Source organism: Candidatus Kapaibacterium thiocyanatum (assembly GCA_001899175.1).
Classification (GTDB): domain Bacteria; phylum Bacteroidota; class Ignavibacteria; order Kapaibacteriales; family Kapaibacteriaceae; genus Kapaibacterium; species Kapaibacterium thiocyanatum.
Window position 1 is genome coordinate 189046 of sequence record MKVH01000002.1, and the last position, 16886, is coordinate 205931.

Consider the following 16886-nt stretch of genomic DNA (forward strand, 5'->3'; position numbering starts at 1 on the left):
CCCCTTATCTTTGTAGCTCTCTCGTTGGGGCGTCGCCAAGTGGTAAGGCAGCGGATTTTGGTTCCGCCATCCGTAGGTTCGAATCCTGCCGCCCCAGCCAACACGATTACGAGGCACATAGCAGCGTGGATTCGGACATCAAGATCGTTGCGGGTCGATCGAACCCCGACATCGCGGTAAAGATTGCTCACGCGACGCATCGTGAACTGGCTCAGGTCGCCATCCAGAATTTCAGCGATGGGGAACTGTGGGTCAAGTACGAAGAGAACGTACGTGGTGTCGACCTCTATATCGTGCAATCGACGTTCGCTCCGTCAGACAATCTGATGGAGCTTTTATTGTTGATCGATGCTGCGAAGCGTGCCTCGGCACGCCGTATCACGGCCGTCATTCCGTACTTCGGATATGCGCGCCAGGATCGCAAGGATCAACCCCGCGTTGCCATTACCGCCAAGCTTGTGGCAGATCTTCTGACGAGAGCCGGTGCGAACCGCATCATCACGATGGATCTTCACACGCCGCAGTTGCAAGGGTTCTTCGACATTCCGCTCGACCACCTGTATTCTTCGCCGCTCAGCACGCAGGTGCTGCAGAATCTCGGACTGGAGAACGTCGCCGTCGCTTCGCCCGATGTCGGGGGAGTCAAGACGGCCCGCTCCTATGCCAAGATGCTCGGTGATGCCGACCTGGTCGTCGTGGACAAGCGCCGTCCCAAGCACAACGTTGCCGAAGTGATGAACATCATCGGTGAAGTGCGTGGAAAGAACGTAGTGATCGTGGACGATCTCATCGACACGGGTAGCACGTTCGTGCAGTGTGCTGAAGCGATCAAGCGGAACGGAGCGGAAACCATCGTCGGTGTCTGTACGCATCCGGTATTCTCCGGTAATGCCATCGAGAAGATCGCCGCGTGCACGGCATTGACAAAGTTGTACGTAACGGACACGATACCTCTTCGGAAAGAGCATCCGAAGATCGGGGTGATCAGCGTCGCAGGATTGTTCGCGGAGGCGATCATCCGCACGCACGAGAACCAGTCCATCAGCTCTCTCTTCGAAAAAGCCCAACCATAAGGTAGTCATCATGAGTCAAATCGTTCTTTCGGCAGTAAAGCGTGAGCCGGGCCGCACGACGGCCAAGGCCCTGCGCCGCGAGGGATTGGTACCCGGCGTCTATTACGCAAAGAACCAGGACCCCGTGCACTTCAGCGTTCAGACGCTGGCCCTGCGTCCTATCATCTATACGGCCGAAGCCAAGATGGTGGCCCTGCAGGTTGAAGGCGGCAAGCCCCTGAATTGCATCGTCAAGGATGTGACGTTCGATCCGATTTCGGACAAGATCCTGCACTTCGACCTTCTCGGCGTCTCGGCAGGCCAGAAGATGTCCGTCGAAATGCCGATCCACCTGGTCGGTAACTCCATCGGCGTGCGTGATGGCGGTGCGGTCGAACACGTGATGCACAGGGCTCACGTTATGGTCGATCCCACCAACATGCCCGAGCACATCAATGTGGATATCTCCGATCTCAAGATCGGTCATGCCATCCACATCAGCGATGTGAGCATCCCGGGTGTCGAATTCACGGATCGTCCCGAAGCCGTCATCGTTACATGCACGGCTCCCAAGGGATCGGGCGACGCAGCAGCTACCGAAGCCGCAGCTTCCTGATATCCCGTTCGGTCGACACCGAATCGAGAATGACAACATGAATGCGGATCGCCCATCGTGGCGATCCGCATTTTTCGTTATATCGTAGGACCTTTCATTCCTGGTGCATCGAACATGATCGTGGCCGATCTCCCGCAGAACGAAGAAGAACGCCTGCAGACGCTCTACGAATCGCAACTCCTCGACACGGCGGAAGAAGAGGAATTCTCGGAAATCGTACAGCTTGTCTCGCAGATATGCGGAACACCGATCTCGTTGATCTCGTTCATCGACCGGAACCGTCAGTGGTTCAAGGCGAAGAAGGGTCTCGACGATTCGGAAACACCGCGAGACATGGCCTTCTGCTCGCATGCCATCCTCCAGGGTGGCGTCTTCGTCGTTCCCGATGCCATGCAGGACATGCGGTTCGCGGATAGCCCCTACGTGCTGGGCGCCCCCTATGTCCGCTTCTATGCCGGTGTGCCCGTCTGCGCCTCGAACGGTCATGCCATCGGCACGCTGTGCGTGATCGGTCCCGAACCTCGCAGCTTGTCCGAAAGGGAAGAACGGGCATTGACGGTGCTCGCACGCCACGTCTCCCACCTCGTCGATCTCCGGATCGCCCAGAATCTCACGCAACGACTGGTGGCGGAACTGCACGACCGCAACGCGACACTGGAGCAACTCACGCGCGCTGCGACGCGACTGCTCTCCGTCATGGCACATGACGTCCGGAGTCCGCTGGCCTCCATCATCGCACTGATCGACGAGTTCTCCGACACACCGGATGTCATCATCGAACTGCTGCCCGAGATCAGACGCCAGGCCGTGATCGCGAAGGATATCCTCGACCAGACGCTTACATGGACAGGGACGATGCTGCGTGGCGATCGGCCCATGGCGCGGCAGACCGTAGACGTACGTTCGTTGTTCGATGAGGAAGTCGGGCTCCAGGATGCGGTCTTCAGGGAAAAGAACATCACCGTCGAGGCGATGGCGGAAGAAGGAGAGATCGACGTGGATCCATACCTGTTACGCTTCGTCGTCCATACGCTGCTCGGTAATGCCACGAAGTTCACGGAGAACGGAAGCATACGTCTCGATGCGCGTACGATCGGGAACGAACTCGTCGTGACCATTTCGGATACCGGAATGGGCATGCCCGCCGATGTGTTGCAGCGCCTCTTCGACTGGTCGCGTCGTCATGGTCGCCCGGGCACACGCAGCGAGCAGGGGGCAGGACTCGCCCTTCTTCTCGTCAAGGAATTCCTCGACATGATTCACGGCACGATCGAGGTACACAGCGAAGAGGGAAGTGGTACGACGTTCGCCATCCACGTTCCGTTATCACGGGATGAAGCCATGGCGCACGATGACGTTGACGACTTGTCGTAGTCGATGGCTCGTGAGGTTCGTGTGGATGGTCGCGGACTATGTCCGTGGTCGTATCGGAATCCAGATCTCCTCTTCCGATGCCGGATCCTCGCCCTTGTAGCCGATACCGAGACGTTCGAAGTGCGGACGTGTATTGTCCAGGAGATAGTCCGAACGTGGCAGCCAATCCGTCATGATGTACTGGAACGACGGTGTGGCCGCACTCGGTGGACCTTGATAGACGAAGACCGCATAGAGGCCGCCGGTGAGCTGATACGCCTCCATTCCGTCGACGAGGTCCTCGCCGTCGGAGACTTCCACGGCGGCCCATTTCTCGAAGGCGATGCCCGGATGGAAGGCCGCGAAGTCGGTCGATGGATCGTAGATCTGCATGGAGATCATATCGCCGTTCAGACGATTGCCGATGCTGTTCCTGTGCGGCATGAACGATCTCCACAGTTCCGCCGTGCGATTGGTGGCGAACGTCATCGCCAGCCGCTTGCCGACGAGAGATACAGGATCGATGGTTTCGATGCGTGGTTCGGGAGAGATGGAAGGCACGTGAGCGTTCTGCATATCGTTATCGGTGGGTACGTCGTGGTGCCGCGGTCCTCTTCAGTTGCTGCTTCTCCAGGTTCTCGGCCACACGGTATTTGACGATCTTCTTCACGAGTGCAACGGGAATGGGGCGGTCGAGTGGAAACTGTATGGCGCCCTTCGATGTCTTGTACGGCGCCAACTCGTCCTCGAACACGACGAGCGGTGATGCGGAAGGGTAGAAGCCGATGTGGTGCTTGTTGGCCGCATACCAGACCAGCATACCGTTCCATCTGAAGCCCGGCATGTTGTAGCTGATGACCTCTTCCGCATCGGGAGCGGCACTGCGGATGGCCTTGCGCAGGGTGTCGAGCAATCGTCGTACCTCCGCAGGGACCAGCGCATGGTATTCGTCGATGGTTCCGAAGCCGGCGTTGGATGTTTCCATGTGCCGAAGTTATGAAAAGCATGTGTTCGTGCTCGCGGAACCGTGCAGTGGTGCGGATCGGTGTGAAGATTAGCTTGCACAGGTGCCGGAATCTTGCGAATTTGCGTGCGAGTTGAGCGGTACTCTCTCCCCTGAGTGCCGCGCCCGATGCTCAAGCCTGGAGTCCCCCTAATTCTCCGGGTTTTTTTTTGTTTTTCACCTGTCGGGGCTGCACGTCATTACGTGCGAAGATTCGCCGACAGTGCCTCACTCCAGTACCGGCCGGCCTCAGTTCATCGGCTCCAGCCATCGATCATCGCTTTTGATGATGTCGATCAGAGCCGCCACCGCCTCCGCACTCGGAACATTGCGACGTACGATCTCCTGACCGCGATACAGCGTGATCCTGTCCGGACCCGATCCCACGTATCCATAGTCGGCATCGGCCATCTCGCCGGGACCGTTCACGATGCATCCCATGATACCGATCTTGATGCCCTTGAGGTGATCGGTCTTCTCGCGTATCATCTGCGTCGTCTCCTGCAGGTCGAACAACGTCCGGCCGCATGATGGGCAACTGATGTATTCCGTCTTCGTCATCCGCGTCCGCGCTGCCTGAAGGATGCCGAAGGCAAGGCGATTGCATGCGCCGAGATCGTCGTTGCTTCTGCCGGACAGCATCACGCCATCGCCATATCCATCGACGAGCAGCCCGCCGAGATCGGTAGCGGAATACAGTTGCAGTTCGTCGTCCGTCGTCTCCACACATTGTCTGCGCAGGACGACGGGAACGGTGATGTTCCGTGCGACGAGCCGTTGCACGAAGGAGCGGAGGGCAGGCATAGGTCTGGCCGACGTACTCTCGGCGAGCACCACGGCCGTTGGATCCGTTGCGATCGCATCGAGGAAGCCTTCGGGCACGGCATCCGTATCGCAGCGAATCATGTTGATGACCGAGTGCCGTATGCCACTGCTGGCGTAGTCCGCCGCGCGGTGCAGCGGTACCTTGTAGAAGGTGTCGTTCTGCATGGCCCATACATCGGCGTCGAGGATCTCGCGCACGCCGTTCGGCATCATGAAGGGTACGGGCGACGAACCGCTGTAGATGTAGTCGCAGCCCTGATCGGTCATCGACCATTTGTCGGGAACCGGGTCATGGATATGACCGAGAGGAGCAAGGTCCTCCATCGTCGTGATATCACCTGCAGAGACGTCGGCGATCACACGCGGCACGAAGTCATGGCCGATGTTGGCCACGGTACGTGCCGGACGCCGTACGTAGGATTCGCGTGGAATGGCGAATGTGGGCGTCTCGCCGTCGACGATCACGGTTCCGGTGTTACCGTGGGCAGCGTTCTCGTAGCGTCGTGCCAGCGCTGCTGCGACGGGAAGCTCAGCTTCGGGTTCTTCCGTGAGCGAGACGCGGATGGTATCGCCGAGGCCGTCTTCGAGCAAGGTGCCGATACCGACGGCGCTCTTCACGCGTCCGTCCTCGCCATCGCCTGCTTCCGTCACACCGAGGTGGAGGGGATAGGGATGGAGGCCTTCCGTCCTGAGGCGGGAGACGAGGAGTCTGTATGCCTGGACCATGACGAGAGGATTGCTGGACTTCATCGACAGGACGATGTTGTCGTAGCCTTCGTCATCGGCGATACGCAGGAATTCGAGAGCCGATTCCACCATGCCTGCGGGGCTGTCGCCGTACCGATTGACGATGCGGTCACTGAGCGAGCCGTGATTGGTACCGATGCGCATGGCCGTTCCGTATTCCTTGCAGATGCGTACCAGCGGCACGAATCTGTTGCGGATACGGTCGAGTTCCGCAGCGTAGGATGCATCGTCGTATTCGATGACGGCGAAGTTCTTCTTGTCGACGTAGTTGCCGGGATTGATGCGGACCTTTTCGACCACTCGCGCTGCGATCTCCGCTGCATTGGGCGTGAAGTGGATGTCCGCCACCAGCGGCGTCGTATAGCCACGTTCACGAAGTCCCGTGCGGATCGCTTCCAGATTCTTCGCTTCCCTGATGCTGGGCGCCGTGATGCGCACGAGTTCGCAGCCTGCTTCGATCATGCGTATGGACTGGGCGATCGTCGCCTCCGTGTCCATCGTATTCGTCGTCGTCATCGACTGCAGGCGTATCGGATGCATCGAGCCCATACGGAGATCGCCGATACGGACTTCGATGGTCTCGCGTCGGCGATAGGTCGTGAGTGAATCGCAGTATGGTTGCAGCATGACGTCGGTCGTGGACATCGGGGTCACAATTGTTTGCTCACTTCGAAGAGAATGCGCTTTTCACGTTCGGAGAGGTTGTGGTATCCGAACTGGGAGATCTTGTCGAGGATTTCGTCGATCTGTTCCTGCGTGATCGGTTCGCCGTCGATCTGGAAGCGCGTCGGTGTGATCGTCGTACGCTTCGGTGCCTGGGGTTGTGCCTGTGGCGGGGATGGGCGACCGGACGGAACATCGCGGTACTCCACTTCCACGAGTTCCGGTTCGCGTCGTTTGCGGGGGCCACTGCTCTTTCCGCCGATACGTTCGAGGAAGGACATCAGCGGTTCGCCGAACTTCAGGAGGAGGAAGCCGCCGAGCGCCCCACCGAGGTGGGCGAAGTGGGCTATGTTGTCACCGGTGTTGCGGATGCCGACGAACAGCTCGATACCCGCATAGATCATCACGAAGTAACGGGCAGGGATCGGGAAGAAGATGGGGAACATCATGACCGGCCGATCCGGGAAGGTCATGCCGAAGGCGAGAAGGACTCCGAAGATGCTGCCGCTGGCACCGAGGGTCGGACCGGCGACCGGCGTCAGCATAGGGCTCACGAACAGATGGACCAGACCCGCTATGGCACCGCAGAGCAGATAGTAGATGGCGAAGCGCTTCGTGCCCCAGATGTTCTCGAGTTCCATTCCGAACATCCACAGGGCGAGCATGTTGAAGAAGAGATGCATGAAGCCTCCGTGCAGGAACTGATAGGTGATCAGTTGCCACGGCATGAATCCGTTGTCGAGGGGCAGCAGGGCGAACCACCGGATGATGACGTCATCGAGTGGAATGCCTCCTACCGTCATACCGAGCAGGAACATGCTCGTGAGGAGGAAGATTCCGACGTTCGCGAACAGGAGGAAGCGAATGAAGGGAGGGAAGAAGGCGAAGCCGCGGCCTGGAGGCATGATGTAGGCTCGTTGTTGGATGTTGTTTGTGGTCCGGCGCGATCCCTGCGTCGCGTGCGCGGTGGCACCATGCGTTGACGCGCATGATGCCACACGTTCACGTTGCCGTTGTACGATACCACCAATGCGTGTGCAAGGACGATTCCGGAAGCGTCACATTGCCGTCGAAGGACCAACGAACGAGTCCTTCGAAAGGTTCATTTGTCGAGTGCCGCAACACCCGGCAGCACCTTGCCCTCGAGAAACTCGAGAGATGCGCCACCGCCCGTGCTGACGTGCGTGACCTTGTCCTTGTATCCGAACTGGGCTATGGCAGCGGCGGAGTCCCCGCCACCGACGATCGTGATGGTGCCCGTCGCCGTCGCTTCGGCCATGGCCCGCGCGATAGCCTCGGTGCCTGCCGCGAAGCGCGACATTTCGAAGACGCCCATCGGACCGTTCCACACGACCGTGCCGGCGTTGCGGATTTCCTTGATATAGGCTTCCACGGTGGCAGGACCGATGTCGAGTCCCATCCAGCCATCACCGATTTCCGAAACGGCGACGGTCTTGACGTCGGCATCGTTGCTGAAGGCGGACGATGCGACCGTATCGGTAGGAATCAGGAGCCGCACGTTGCGTGCAGCGGCTTCGTCCATGATGGCGCGGGCCAGATCGACCCTGTCCTCTTCAACCAGCGACGAACCGACGTTGACACCCTTCGCCTTGAGGAAGGTGAACATCATTCCACCGCCGATGAGGATGGCGTCGCACTTGCCCAGCAGGGCCGTGATGACGTCGATCTTGCCGGAGATCTTCGAGCCGCCCATGACGCTGACGAGCGGACGTTTGGGATCCTGCAGGGCCTTGCCCAGATAGTCGAGTTCCTTGTTGAGGAGCAGTCCCGCACATGTCGTCTCGAAGAGAGCCGTCACGCCGGCGGTGCTGGCGTGGGCACGATGCGCCGTGCCGAAGGCATCGTTGCAGTAGATGTCGCCATTCTTCCGGAGCTCGGCGCAGAAGGCGGGGTCGTTGGCTTCCTCCTCGTTGTGGAACCGCAGGTTCTCGAGGACGACGATGTCGCCCGGCTTCGCCCGGCCGATGGTCTCGGCGGCAGCCTGACCGACGCAGTCGTCGGCGAACAGGATCTGCCGGCCTGCCAACGACGGCATACGTTCCTGCATGTAGGCGGCGATGGGCCTCAGGGAATACTTGAGCTTTCGTTCACCCTTGGGCCGGCCGAGGTGGGACATCAGGATGGCGATACCACCGCGGTCGACGATGGACCTGATGGTGGGCAGTGACTCGACGATCCGGCTGTCGTCCGTGATGTGGCCGGCGTCGTCCTGCGGCACGTTGAAGTCAACGCGCGTAAGGACACGTTTGCCGGCGACGTCGACGTCCGTGACGAGACGGATCACTTCGCCACCTTCATCATGAGGTCGACGATACGGTTCGAATAGCCCCATTCGTTGTCGTACCAGCCCACGACCTTCACCGTATTGCCGATGACCATCGTGGAGAGGGAATCGAAGATGCAGGAGTGGGGATTACCGACGATGTCGGAGCTGACGAGGGGTTCGGTCGAGTATTCGAGATAGTCCTTGAGCGGGCCTTCCGTCGCGGCGGCCTTGAAGGCCGCATTGATCTCTTCCTTGGTCGCCGCCTTGCTCACGACCGCCGTGAAGTCCGTGATGGAGCCATCCGCTACGGGAACGCGGAAGGAAACGCCATCGAGACGTCCCTTCATCTCCGGCATCACGAGGCTCAGGGCCTTGGCCGCACCGGTCGTCGTGGGGATGATGTTCATCGCTGCGGCGCGAGCGCGGCGCAGGTCCTTGTGCGGGAGGTCGAGGATGTTCTGGTCGTTCGTATAGGCATGGACGGTCGTCATGAAGCCCGTTTCGATACCGAAGTTGTCCTGCAGGACCTTGACCATGGGAGCCAGGCAGTTCGTGGTGCACGATGCATTCGAGAGTGTGGTCTCGTTACCCGTCAGGATATGATCGTTGACGCCGAGTACGACGGTCGCATCGAGCAGGTCCTTCGCCGGAGCGGTGAGGATGACCTTGCGTGCATGCTTCAGATGCTGCTGGAGCGCTTCCTTCGCCGTGAAGACACCGGTGGATTCGATCACGAGATCAAGGTCGCTCCAGGGAAGGTTGGCGATCTGTTTCTCGGCGGAAATGGCGATGCGGTCACCGTTCACGATCAGGGCGTTGCCATCGACCTCGATGCTGCCTCCGAACTTGCCGTGCATCGAATCGTACTTCAGGAGGTGAGCAAGCGTTGCCGCATCGGTCAGGTCATTGATGCCTACGATATCGATGTCCAGCCCGCGTTGCTTCGCGGCACGGAAAACGAGGCGACCGATACGGCCGAAGCCGTTGATTGCAATACGAATGGCCATGGTGTTATGACGAATGATGATGAGGAAAACGTAAGCACGAAAATACGGAATGCGGGGGGTTCGGCAGGGACGGCAGGGGACTACTTCTTCCCGACGATACGCGCTGGATTCTGTTCCACGAAGTCGGCCCACGTCGTGCGAGCTGCACGCTTCTTGTTCAGGGGAGGAGGGGGACCGCCGTTGACGGCATGACAGATGGCCACGGCGAGGGCGTCCGTCGCATCGAAGAACTTGTGCGCTTCCTCGATGCCGAGGATGCTGCGGACCATGAGCTGTACCTGTTCCTTGTTCGCTGCGCCGCGTCCCGTCACGGAACGCTTGACCTGCATGGGGGTGTATTCGATGGGATCGACGCCATGCTCGGCGCAGGCGAGGACCGCTACACCGCGGGCATGGGCGAGCTGGACGATGGAGAGGACGTTCTTCGCATAGAAGACCTTCTCCATCGCGACCTCGTCGGGCGATGTGCGATCAATGACGTGCCTGAGCCTCTGGTGGATGTCGAGTAGCCGTTTCGGGAACGATGCGTTGCGCCGCTTCACGGCGATCGCTCCGTATTCCACGAGCGTCATCCGCGATCCTTCGACGTCGATCACGCCATAACCGCAGACGACGGAGCCAGGGTCGATTCCCAATATCCTCACGGCAGTACGCTAAAGAAGGTGATCCGGGATGTCGGCGTTGTTGTAGACATTCTGCACGTCGTCGTTGTCTTCGAGCATGTCGAGGAGCTTGATGAGATTCTTGACGATCGCCGGATTCGTTACCTCGACGGTCATGTTCGGCTCATAGGTGAAGCGTGCTTCCGCTACCGTCAGGTTCCGGGACATCAGGGCGTTGTTGCACGCACCGAGCATGTCCGTGCTGCAGTGGATCAGGGCACCGTCGTCGATCATCTCCACGTCGTCCGCACCGGCTTCCAGCGCGATGTCGAAGAGCGCTTCCTCCGTCTGCGAGGTTTCGACACGGAGCTCGCCCTTGTGGGTGAAGTTCCACGCCACGGAGTTCGATTCACCGAGGTTGCCATCGCATTTGCTGAAGGTGGCACGCAGTTCGGCCACCGTGCGGTTGCGGTTTTCCGTTGTACACTCCACGATGACGGCGACGCCGCCCGGACCGTATCCTTCGTAGGTGATCTCTTCGTAGGTCACCCCCTCGATCTCACCGGTACCGCGCTGGATAGCGCGCTTGATGTTGTCGTTGGGAACGGACAGTGCCCGTGCATTCTGGATGGCCATCCGGAGCCGCGAGTTGCTCTCCGGGTCACCGCCACCGAGACGTGCGGCAACGATGATTTCCTTCGATGCCTTCGTGAATGCCTTGCCGCGGCGGGCGTCGACCGCAGCCTTCCGATGTTTGATGTTCGCCCACTTGCTATGTCCAGCCATGACGCAAAGGTACGGCTTATCGTACGAACGCCCCGGTATGCGTCAGGGTGCCGTTCGACAGGACGAGCATGTAGGTGCCGTGGGCCAGCGACGATACGTCGAACGTCGTGCTCGGCTCCAGGGGACGTGTGTCGAGAGTCCTGCCCATGAGGTCGACGACGCGGATGGTCCAGCCCTCCGACGCGATGGCTTCCGCATGGATGGTCAGTGACGTCGTCGCCGGGTTGGGACCGTAGGTGAAACCGCCGACGTTCGGCTGGTCGTCCACGCCCAGCGGTATGTGATAGGCGGGATTCTCGATGACGACGATGCGGTCCGCATTCGCCGTTCCGGGGACCTGTACGGCGACGTAGATACGTCCTTCGGGGCTCGTGATCACATCACGGACACGTTCGACGCCGCGAGCGGGACCGAGTCCGATGAGGTGGTCGTCGTCGAGGATCATGTTGTTGTCGGCCGGCTTCGTTTCATCCCTGTTGACGACGTCACCCGACGTCGTGACCTTGGCGACGGCGAGGCCCCTTCCGAGCTGCGTACCGACGATCAGCGATCGCCTGAATGAGGGGATGGCGGGTGAGTCATACCATGTGATCGCCGACGGTGAATCGTCGAAGGTGACGAGAGGGCAGACGGACGTATCGACCGGTGTGCGGCAATAGCCTTCCTGCCCGAACCAGCCGTAGTGGCGTCCGGCCTGCAGCATGTTGATTTCATCGTAGGCACGCGCGCCGCATTCGACGGCATAGAGAGCCATCGGCAGATGTTCGTCGGATGTCGGAACGAAGCACGTGCCGAGCGGATTGCGATGGCCGAACGTATAGATGTAGCCGGCCGATGCGGCTGGATTGCGGGCGTCATAGTACGGATTCGAGGTCACCGGACGCCCGTCGAGCGTCAGGCGGAGGATCTTGCCGTTGAGCGTGTGGATGTCGGACGGCGTCGGTGTATCGAAGGAAGCCACGGTGAGCATCATTGTGCGGTCGGGCAGGACGCGAAGCGAACCACCCATGCTGACCGGAACGTCCGGAATGGTCAGGAGCGGGGTGCCTTCGACGAGGAAGACGCCGTCGTAACGATACCGCTCGAGGATCAGTCCTCCCGAGGATGTCGTGCGCGTCGTGAAGACGAACGGACTGCCGTGATCGAAGTCGGGGTGCAGCGCGATGCCGAAGAGGTTGCCTCCGGGGATCATCAGTACGCGTCGTACGGTGCCGCGTGCGCGATCGACGATGGCGACGCCACCCCGTTCACGTTCAGTGATCCAGAGATTGTTCGAAGCATCGAGAGCCAGAGCCTGGGGCCGGCCGATCGACGTGGTGAGCGTCGATATGTTCAGTGTCGTTCCGTCGGACAGTCGTACGGAATGCTGGGCTTGGAGAGACGCCGCAGTCAGTACGAGAAACACGACGGCAAGTATCCTGGAAACCATGGTGGTACTCCCGCAGATGTTGTCCAAAATTATCCAGTAACTACGAGAATCGACTACGTAATTACATTACGCGCGACGACGATCGACATGCGGTCGAGGAGTGCGGCATACAGGGGCGAGAGACGGAGCGTCGGCTCGTGTCCGACCAGGATGAACTGTTCCCGCGCGCGGGTGAGGGCTACGTTGAGCTTCCGGTCGATGGTCGTGCCGTCGATATGGACGTCGGAGCGGATCGCTTCGAGCTCGGTGGCCGACGTCACGGCCGTCGAATAGATGATGACGTCACGCTGACTGCCCTGATACCGCTCCACGGTATCGATACTGCATCTGGCACGAAGGTCGGGAGGAAGCAGATCGCCGATCATGTTGATCTGGGTGCGGAATGGAGTGATAATGCCGAGGGAGATACCGGTACCCTGCGCGTCGGATGTTTCGAGGATGGCCCGTGCGATGCGTGCCGTCGTTTCGGCTTCCGTCCGCGATGGTGTGTCGGCACTGCCGACGTTCGTCGGTACGAAGCTCAACCGGTCTCCGAGAAGTCCGGCGACGAAGGTGTCGTCGGACGTCATCCACGGTCCTTCCCGTTCCTGCCAGGGCAGGAGGGTGACGAGACGTCCGCCGTAGAACAGGTCCGATGCCACGTCCTGGATGCGCCGGTGCATACGGCCTTGACGGCACAGACGGCCGACGACATGATCCCATCCGTTGACGGTACATAGACGTATCATGCGTTCGAAGTACGACATGCCGAGCGAGTCGAGGGAGAGCGGAGCGAAGAGGGGAGATGATACGCCGAGTCCCGACGCCGGCTGCGTCACGACGGCAGGAAGCTGGCATTCGTCGCCGATCAGGATCGTACGGCCGACTCTCGACATGATGCCGACGAGCTGTGGTTCCAGCACCTGGCTCGCTTCGTCGACGATCGCCGTCGTCCACGATGCGAGCTCGAACAACTCCGGCGCATTGAGAGCGCCGCTGACGGTCGCCACGATGCAACGGCACGAGGTCAGGCGTTCCGCCATTTCCGACGCTTCGAGGGTCGTGGCCAGGGTCCGGAGGAGCCGTTCGGGCGGCAAGGCCCCGTCCTTGCCGTACCGGAGGAAGGCCCCGGGTGGCAGGGTACGGTCGAGAGCATGACCGATTTCGTCGGCCGCCCTGTTGGTATAGGCAAGGAGGAGGACGCGCTCGCCCGGATCCGTCATCAACCGTTCCGTGAGCGTGCGCAGGATGGTCGACGTCTTTCCGGTGCCGGGCGGACCCTGGATCAGGAAGTAGTCGTCGCAGGCGAGGGCGCGGTCGATGATGTCCACCTGCTCCGGATAGAGGCCGGCTATTCCGGACGGACGTGGCTGGCGGGACGATGGAAAACGTCGACCGATCAGGACCGATCGTTTGTCGGCAGGAGATTCCGCCCAGGCATAGAGCGAGGCATATTGTGGACGCAGGGTGGCGTCCGACGCGTCGGCTTCGATGGACCAGGTCCTGTCGACCGGATCGGCATCGATGGCGGCATGTTTGTTCCGGAGACTGACGTCGATATGGGCTGCATCGACGGCCTTGACCGTCGCCTTGTAGATGAGATGCGATCCGGTATGGGCGATGACGAGATCCCCGTTCCGTAGTGAGCAGTCCTGGTCCGCATTCCGCCGCAGAAAGCGCAGGTGCATCCGGGAGAAGTCGGAATTCTCCCGGTCCAGACACAGACCTTCGAGCGTTGCCGATGCCGTCCGCCCCGTGCCTTTTCTCAGTGCCTGGTGTTCCCTCGCCAGGAAGGATATCCAGGCCTGCAGATAGGTGCGTTCGGTGACGTCCAGGTTCTTCCCGTAAATGTCCTCGAAGGCTTTCACCGTCTGGATGGTATATGAGGACGACTTCGCAAACTCTTGAGAATTAATATTCTTGAGCGCATCAAACCTGCGCTCGGCAAGATCGCGGTCGGTGTGAACGATGGCGTTGCGGATGTTGAGGAGCGTCCGTCGCATTTCCAGGTCGGGAACCACCTCCAGTTCCTTGATTCCCTTGTCGCTCGCATAGAGGATGTCGATGTCGATATGACGCGACGGATACACCTCTTCCAGGAGCATGGAATAGGCCGTGACCTGAAGGACGTGTTGCGGCCGGGCGATCAGGCCTGACGGCAGGGAGCCACATTTCAATTCAATGAGTTGCAGTCGTTCCTTGTCGTCGATCAGAAGGTCAAGGCGTCCTTGTATGCCCAGGCGGTCGGACATCAGGGACGGTTCCGCGTTGATGCGCCGTTCCCGAAGGCGTTCGGCGATCGGACGCAGTTGATCCAGGACTCTCAGGACTTTCGATCTGAAGTCCTGTAACTCCGAGCGTTGCGACAAGAGTACGATGGGCAGGGGGCGTACATGTTCCGCCTCGGCGAGAAGCTCCGTGACCGGTACGTCCGGATGCTCCAGCATGAGATCGAAGGCACTGTTGGCAACGGAGCCGACCATCATCGGAAGGGATGGCGTGGTACGCCGGAACCTGTTCAGGAGCGTCATGGCGGGCTGGATCACACCGTCCGATACCGACGAGGCGATGTCGGTGACGTCGATGAGCGTATCCGGTTCGAGCACGAGCATGGGCTCGTCCGCATCATCGAATCCGATCGTGTCACCCGTGCGCAGCCGCCTGTAGGTGGACTGCCATCCGGGTGGGACGACGATCTTCGATTCCACGCCCGAAGGTTGTTGTATCGCAATGGTTTGCGCGGCATCGTCGAGACAGGTGACGGTGCCGCGCATCGAGGGAGAGGAGGTCATCGTACCTATTCCGGGCGCAAGTCCTTGATCCGGATCTGCGGAGTCGTCATGCCATTGAACTGATTCTCCTCCAGCGTATAGACGAGGGAGAACGAGCGGCCGTTGGCACATTCGGCGATCTTGTGACCGAGATTGAATCCGATGGCATCGATGGCGAAGTTCTTCTGCAGGGCCCGGAACTTCAAATGGTTGTTGCCCACGATCTTGACGCCGTTCGCACTCACCACTTCCTTCGTATAGAAGACCGGTCGGTGGTTGCTGTACCCATATGGGGCGAAGCGCGACAGGTACTTGAAAAACGAAGGCGATAGCTCGTTGAGTTGAAGCTCTGCGTCGACGACGATCTCCGGTGTCAGCATGTCCTTCGTCAGGTTTTCGCGGGCGATCAGATCGAAGCGGCGCCGTAGTTCGGGAACGTTGTCGATCGGCAGCGAGAGGCCTGCAGCATGTTTGTGTCCGCCGAACTCGATCAGAAGATCCTCGCACTGCTTCAGGGCATTGTGGATATCGAAGTCCTTGATCGATCGTGCCGATCCCTTGGCTGCGCCGTCGAAGGTGGTCAGCATAACGGTCGGAAGGTGGAATCGTTCCACGAGACGGGAAGCGACGATACCGATGACGCCGGCATGCCAGCCGTCGAGGTGCAGGACGAGGGAACGTCTGTCCCCACCCTTCAGTTGCTCCTCCGCGATGGCGGCCGCCTGTTCGAAGGTCTCTTCGTCGATGGCTCGACGCTTGCGGTTATCGTGTTCCAGTTCCTGTGCGATATGGAATGCCGCCAGTTCATCTCCTTGCGTCATCATTTCCACCGCACGTCCCGGATCGCCGAGGCGTCCGGCTGCGTTGATCCTGGGCGCCAGGCCGAAGATGATGCTGGAGTTCGTGATGGCACCGAGGTTGAGGCCGGCGCAATCGATGAGGCCCTTCAGACCCGGTCGTGGGAACGTATTGAGCAGTTCCAGTCCGAAGTAGGAGACCGTACGATTCTCGCCCGACAGCGGTGCGATGTCCGCGGCTGAGGCGATGGCCACGAAATCCAGGTAATCGTATGCCTGCTCGGGTACACCCTGACGTTCGCAGAGCGCCTGGATGAGCTTGAAGGCGACGCCACAGGCGGCGAGATCCTTGAAAGGATATGTACAGCCGGGCTTGATGGGATCGAGGATGGCGTGAGCGGCGGGAAGTTCTTCGGCGGCCTGGTGGTGGTCGCAGATGATGACGTCGATGCCGAATCCGTTCGCAGCTTCGACTGCCTTGACGGCCGTAATTCCTACATCGACGGTAACAATCAGGGTGGCGTCCTTGTCATGTGCAAGGGTCACGCTATTGGGTGTGAAGCCGAACCCCTCGTGAAGACGGTTCGGAATGTGGTAATCGACATGAGCTCCACGACTACGTAGGTAGTGGAGCATCATCGCCGTGCTCGATGTGCCATCCACGTCATAATCCCCGTGGATCCAGATCAACTCCTTGTCGGAGATGGCCTGTTCGATACGATCCACCGCTTTCTCCATTCCATCCATGAGCCAGGGAGAATGGAGATAGTCGAGACTAGGCTGGAAAAATCGTTGAACGGTGTCCACGGTTTCGATGCCACGACCCACCAGGATTCGGGCTATCGAAACCGGAACTTTCAACTCTTCGGATATCTTTTGGACGGCTTGTTCATCGATGCGTTCTCGGAAGATCCACCGATAGTTCAAGAAAAACCTGCTAATTTGTAAAACTGCCTTAAAGATAAGTGA

At 59.8% G+C, this 16886-nt stretch carries 14 protein-coding genes and 1 tRNA gene; 4 read left to right on the top strand and 11 right to left on the bottom strand.

Going from position 1 to position 16886, the window contains the following annotated elements:
- The first annotated feature begins 25 nt into the window (after positions 1-25).
- The 4 genes from BGO89_01110 to BGO89_01125 all read left to right on the top strand — a co-directional run bounded on the left by BGO89_01110 (position 26) and on the right by BGO89_01125 (position 3042).
- Positions 26-100: transfer RNA gene (locus tag BGO89_01110), tRNA-Gln, on the top strand.
- A 25-nt stretch (positions 101-125) separates the two neighbouring features.
- Complete coding sequence (locus tag BGO89_01115) at positions 126-1073, top strand: ribose-phosphate pyrophosphokinase (protein ID OJX61217.1); 948 nt, start codon at positions 126-128, stop codon at positions 1071-1073.
- Positions 1074-1083: 10 nt separating this feature from the next.
- A complete protein-coding gene (locus BGO89_01120; protein ID OJX61218.1) occupies positions 1084-1668 on the top strand; it encodes a hypothetical protein in 585 nt (194 codons plus the stop codon).
- A gap of 114 nt (positions 1669-1782) precedes the next feature.
- Positions 1783-3042: a hypothetical protein gene (locus tag BGO89_01125; GenBank protein ID OJX61219.1), complete on the top strand. Its 1260-nt coding sequence runs from the start codon at positions 1783-1785 to the stop codon at positions 3040-3042.
- Positions 3043-3078: 36 nt separating this feature from the next.
- On the opposite strand, the gene BGO89_01130 is transcribed toward BGO89_01125, so the two are convergent.
- The 11 genes from BGO89_01130 to BGO89_01180 form a co-directional block, all read right to left on the bottom strand.
- Complete coding sequence (locus BGO89_01130) at positions 3079-3573, bottom strand: GyrI-like domain-containing protein (protein ID OJX61365.1); 495 nt, start codon at positions 3571-3573, stop codon at positions 3079-3081.
- Between the two features lie 28 nt (positions 3574-3601).
- Complete coding sequence (locus BGO89_01135) at positions 3602-4006, bottom strand: hypothetical protein (protein ID OJX61220.1); 405 nt, start codon at positions 4004-4006, stop codon at positions 3602-3604.
- A 267-nt stretch (positions 4007-4273) separates the two neighbouring features.
- On the bottom strand, positions 4274-6241 hold the full coding sequence (locus BGO89_01140) for a 4-hydroxy-3-methylbut-2-en-1-yl diphosphate synthase (protein OJX61221.1): 1968 nt from the start codon (positions 6239-6241) through the stop codon (positions 4274-4276).
- Positions 6242-6246: 5 nt separating this feature from the next.
- Positions 6247-7164, bottom strand: coding sequence for a hypothetical protein (locus BGO89_01145; protein ID OJX61222.1), 918 nt, complete (start codon positions 7162-7164; stop codon positions 6247-6249).
- Between the two features lie 197 nt (positions 7165-7361).
- On the bottom strand, positions 7362-8612 hold the full coding sequence (locus BGO89_01150) for a phosphoglycerate kinase (protein OJX61223.1): 1251 nt from the start codon (positions 8610-8612) through the stop codon (positions 7362-7364).
- Positions 8561-9553 (bottom strand): type I glyceraldehyde-3-phosphate dehydrogenase, encoded by a 993-nt coding sequence (locus BGO89_01155; protein OJX61224.1) that lies wholly within the window; start codon positions 9551-9553, stop codon positions 8561-8563. The genes BGO89_01150 and BGO89_01155 overlap by 52 nt, the downstream gene beginning before the upstream one ends.
- An 80-nt stretch (positions 9554-9633) precedes the next feature.
- Positions 9634-10197 carry a crossover junction endodeoxyribonuclease RuvC gene (locus tag BGO89_01160; GenBank protein ID OJX61225.1) on the bottom strand — a complete coding sequence of 188 codons (564 nt, stop codon included), beginning with the start codon at positions 10195-10197 and terminating at the stop codon, positions 9634-9636.
- Between the two features lie 9 nt (positions 10198-10206).
- A complete protein-coding gene (locus BGO89_01165) occupies positions 10207-10941 on the bottom strand; it encodes a transcriptional regulator (protein ID OJX61226.1) in 735 nt (244 codons plus the stop codon).
- 16 nt (positions 10942-10957) lie between these two features.
- The gene (locus BGO89_01170; GenBank protein ID OJX61227.1) at positions 10958-12370 is read right to left on the bottom strand and encodes a hypothetical protein; all 1413 of its coding nucleotides are present in this window, start codon (positions 12368-12370) and stop codon (positions 10958-10960) included.
- 53 nt (positions 12371-12423) lie between these two features.
- Complete coding sequence (locus BGO89_01175; GenBank protein OJX61228.1) at positions 12424-15123, bottom strand: hypothetical protein; 2700 nt, start codon at positions 15121-15123, stop codon at positions 12424-12426.
- Positions 15124-15146: 23 nt separating this feature from the next.
- Positions 15147-16844 (bottom strand): single-stranded-DNA-specific exonuclease RecJ, encoded by a 1698-nt coding sequence (locus BGO89_01180; protein OJX61229.1) that lies wholly within the window; start codon positions 16842-16844, stop codon positions 15147-15149.
- Positions 16845-16886 lie beyond the last annotated feature (42 nt).

Coding starts and splice junctions, on each gene's coding strand:
- BGO89_01120 (OJX61218.1), top strand. CDS start 1,084: ATGAGTCAAATCGTTCTTTCGGCAGTAAAGCGTGAGCCGGGCCGCACG.
- BGO89_01125 (OJX61219.1), top strand. CDS start 1,783: ATGATCGTGGCCGATCTCCCGCAGAACGAAGAAGAACGCCTGCAGACG.
- BGO89_01135 (OJX61220.1), bottom strand. CDS start 4,006: ATGGAAACATCCAACGCCGGCTTCGGAACCATCGACGAATACCATGCG.
- BGO89_01140 (OJX61221.1), bottom strand. CDS start 6,241: ATGTCCACGACCGACGTCATGCTGCAACCATACTGCGATTCACTCACG.
- BGO89_01145 (OJX61222.1), bottom strand. CDS start 7,164: ATGCCTCCAGGCCGCGGCTTCGCCTTCTTCCCTCCCTTCATTCGCTTC.
- BGO89_01150 (OJX61223.1), bottom strand. CDS start 8,612: ATGGGGCTATTCGAACCGTATCGTCGACCTCATGATGAAGGTGGCGAA.
- BGO89_01155 (OJX61224.1), bottom strand. CDS start 9,553: ATGGCCATTCGTATTGCAATCAACGGCTTCGGCCGTATCGGTCGCCTC.
- BGO89_01165 (OJX61226.1), bottom strand. CDS start 10,941: ATGGCTGGACATAGCAAGTGGGCGAACATCAAACATCGGAAGGCTGCG.
- BGO89_01170 (OJX61227.1), bottom strand. CDS start 12,370: ATGGTTTCCAGGATACTTGCCGTCGTGTTTCTCGTACTGACTGCGGCG.
- BGO89_01175 (OJX61228.1), bottom strand. CDS start 15,123: ATGCGCGGCACCGTCACCTGTCTCGACGATGCCGCGCAAACCATTGCG.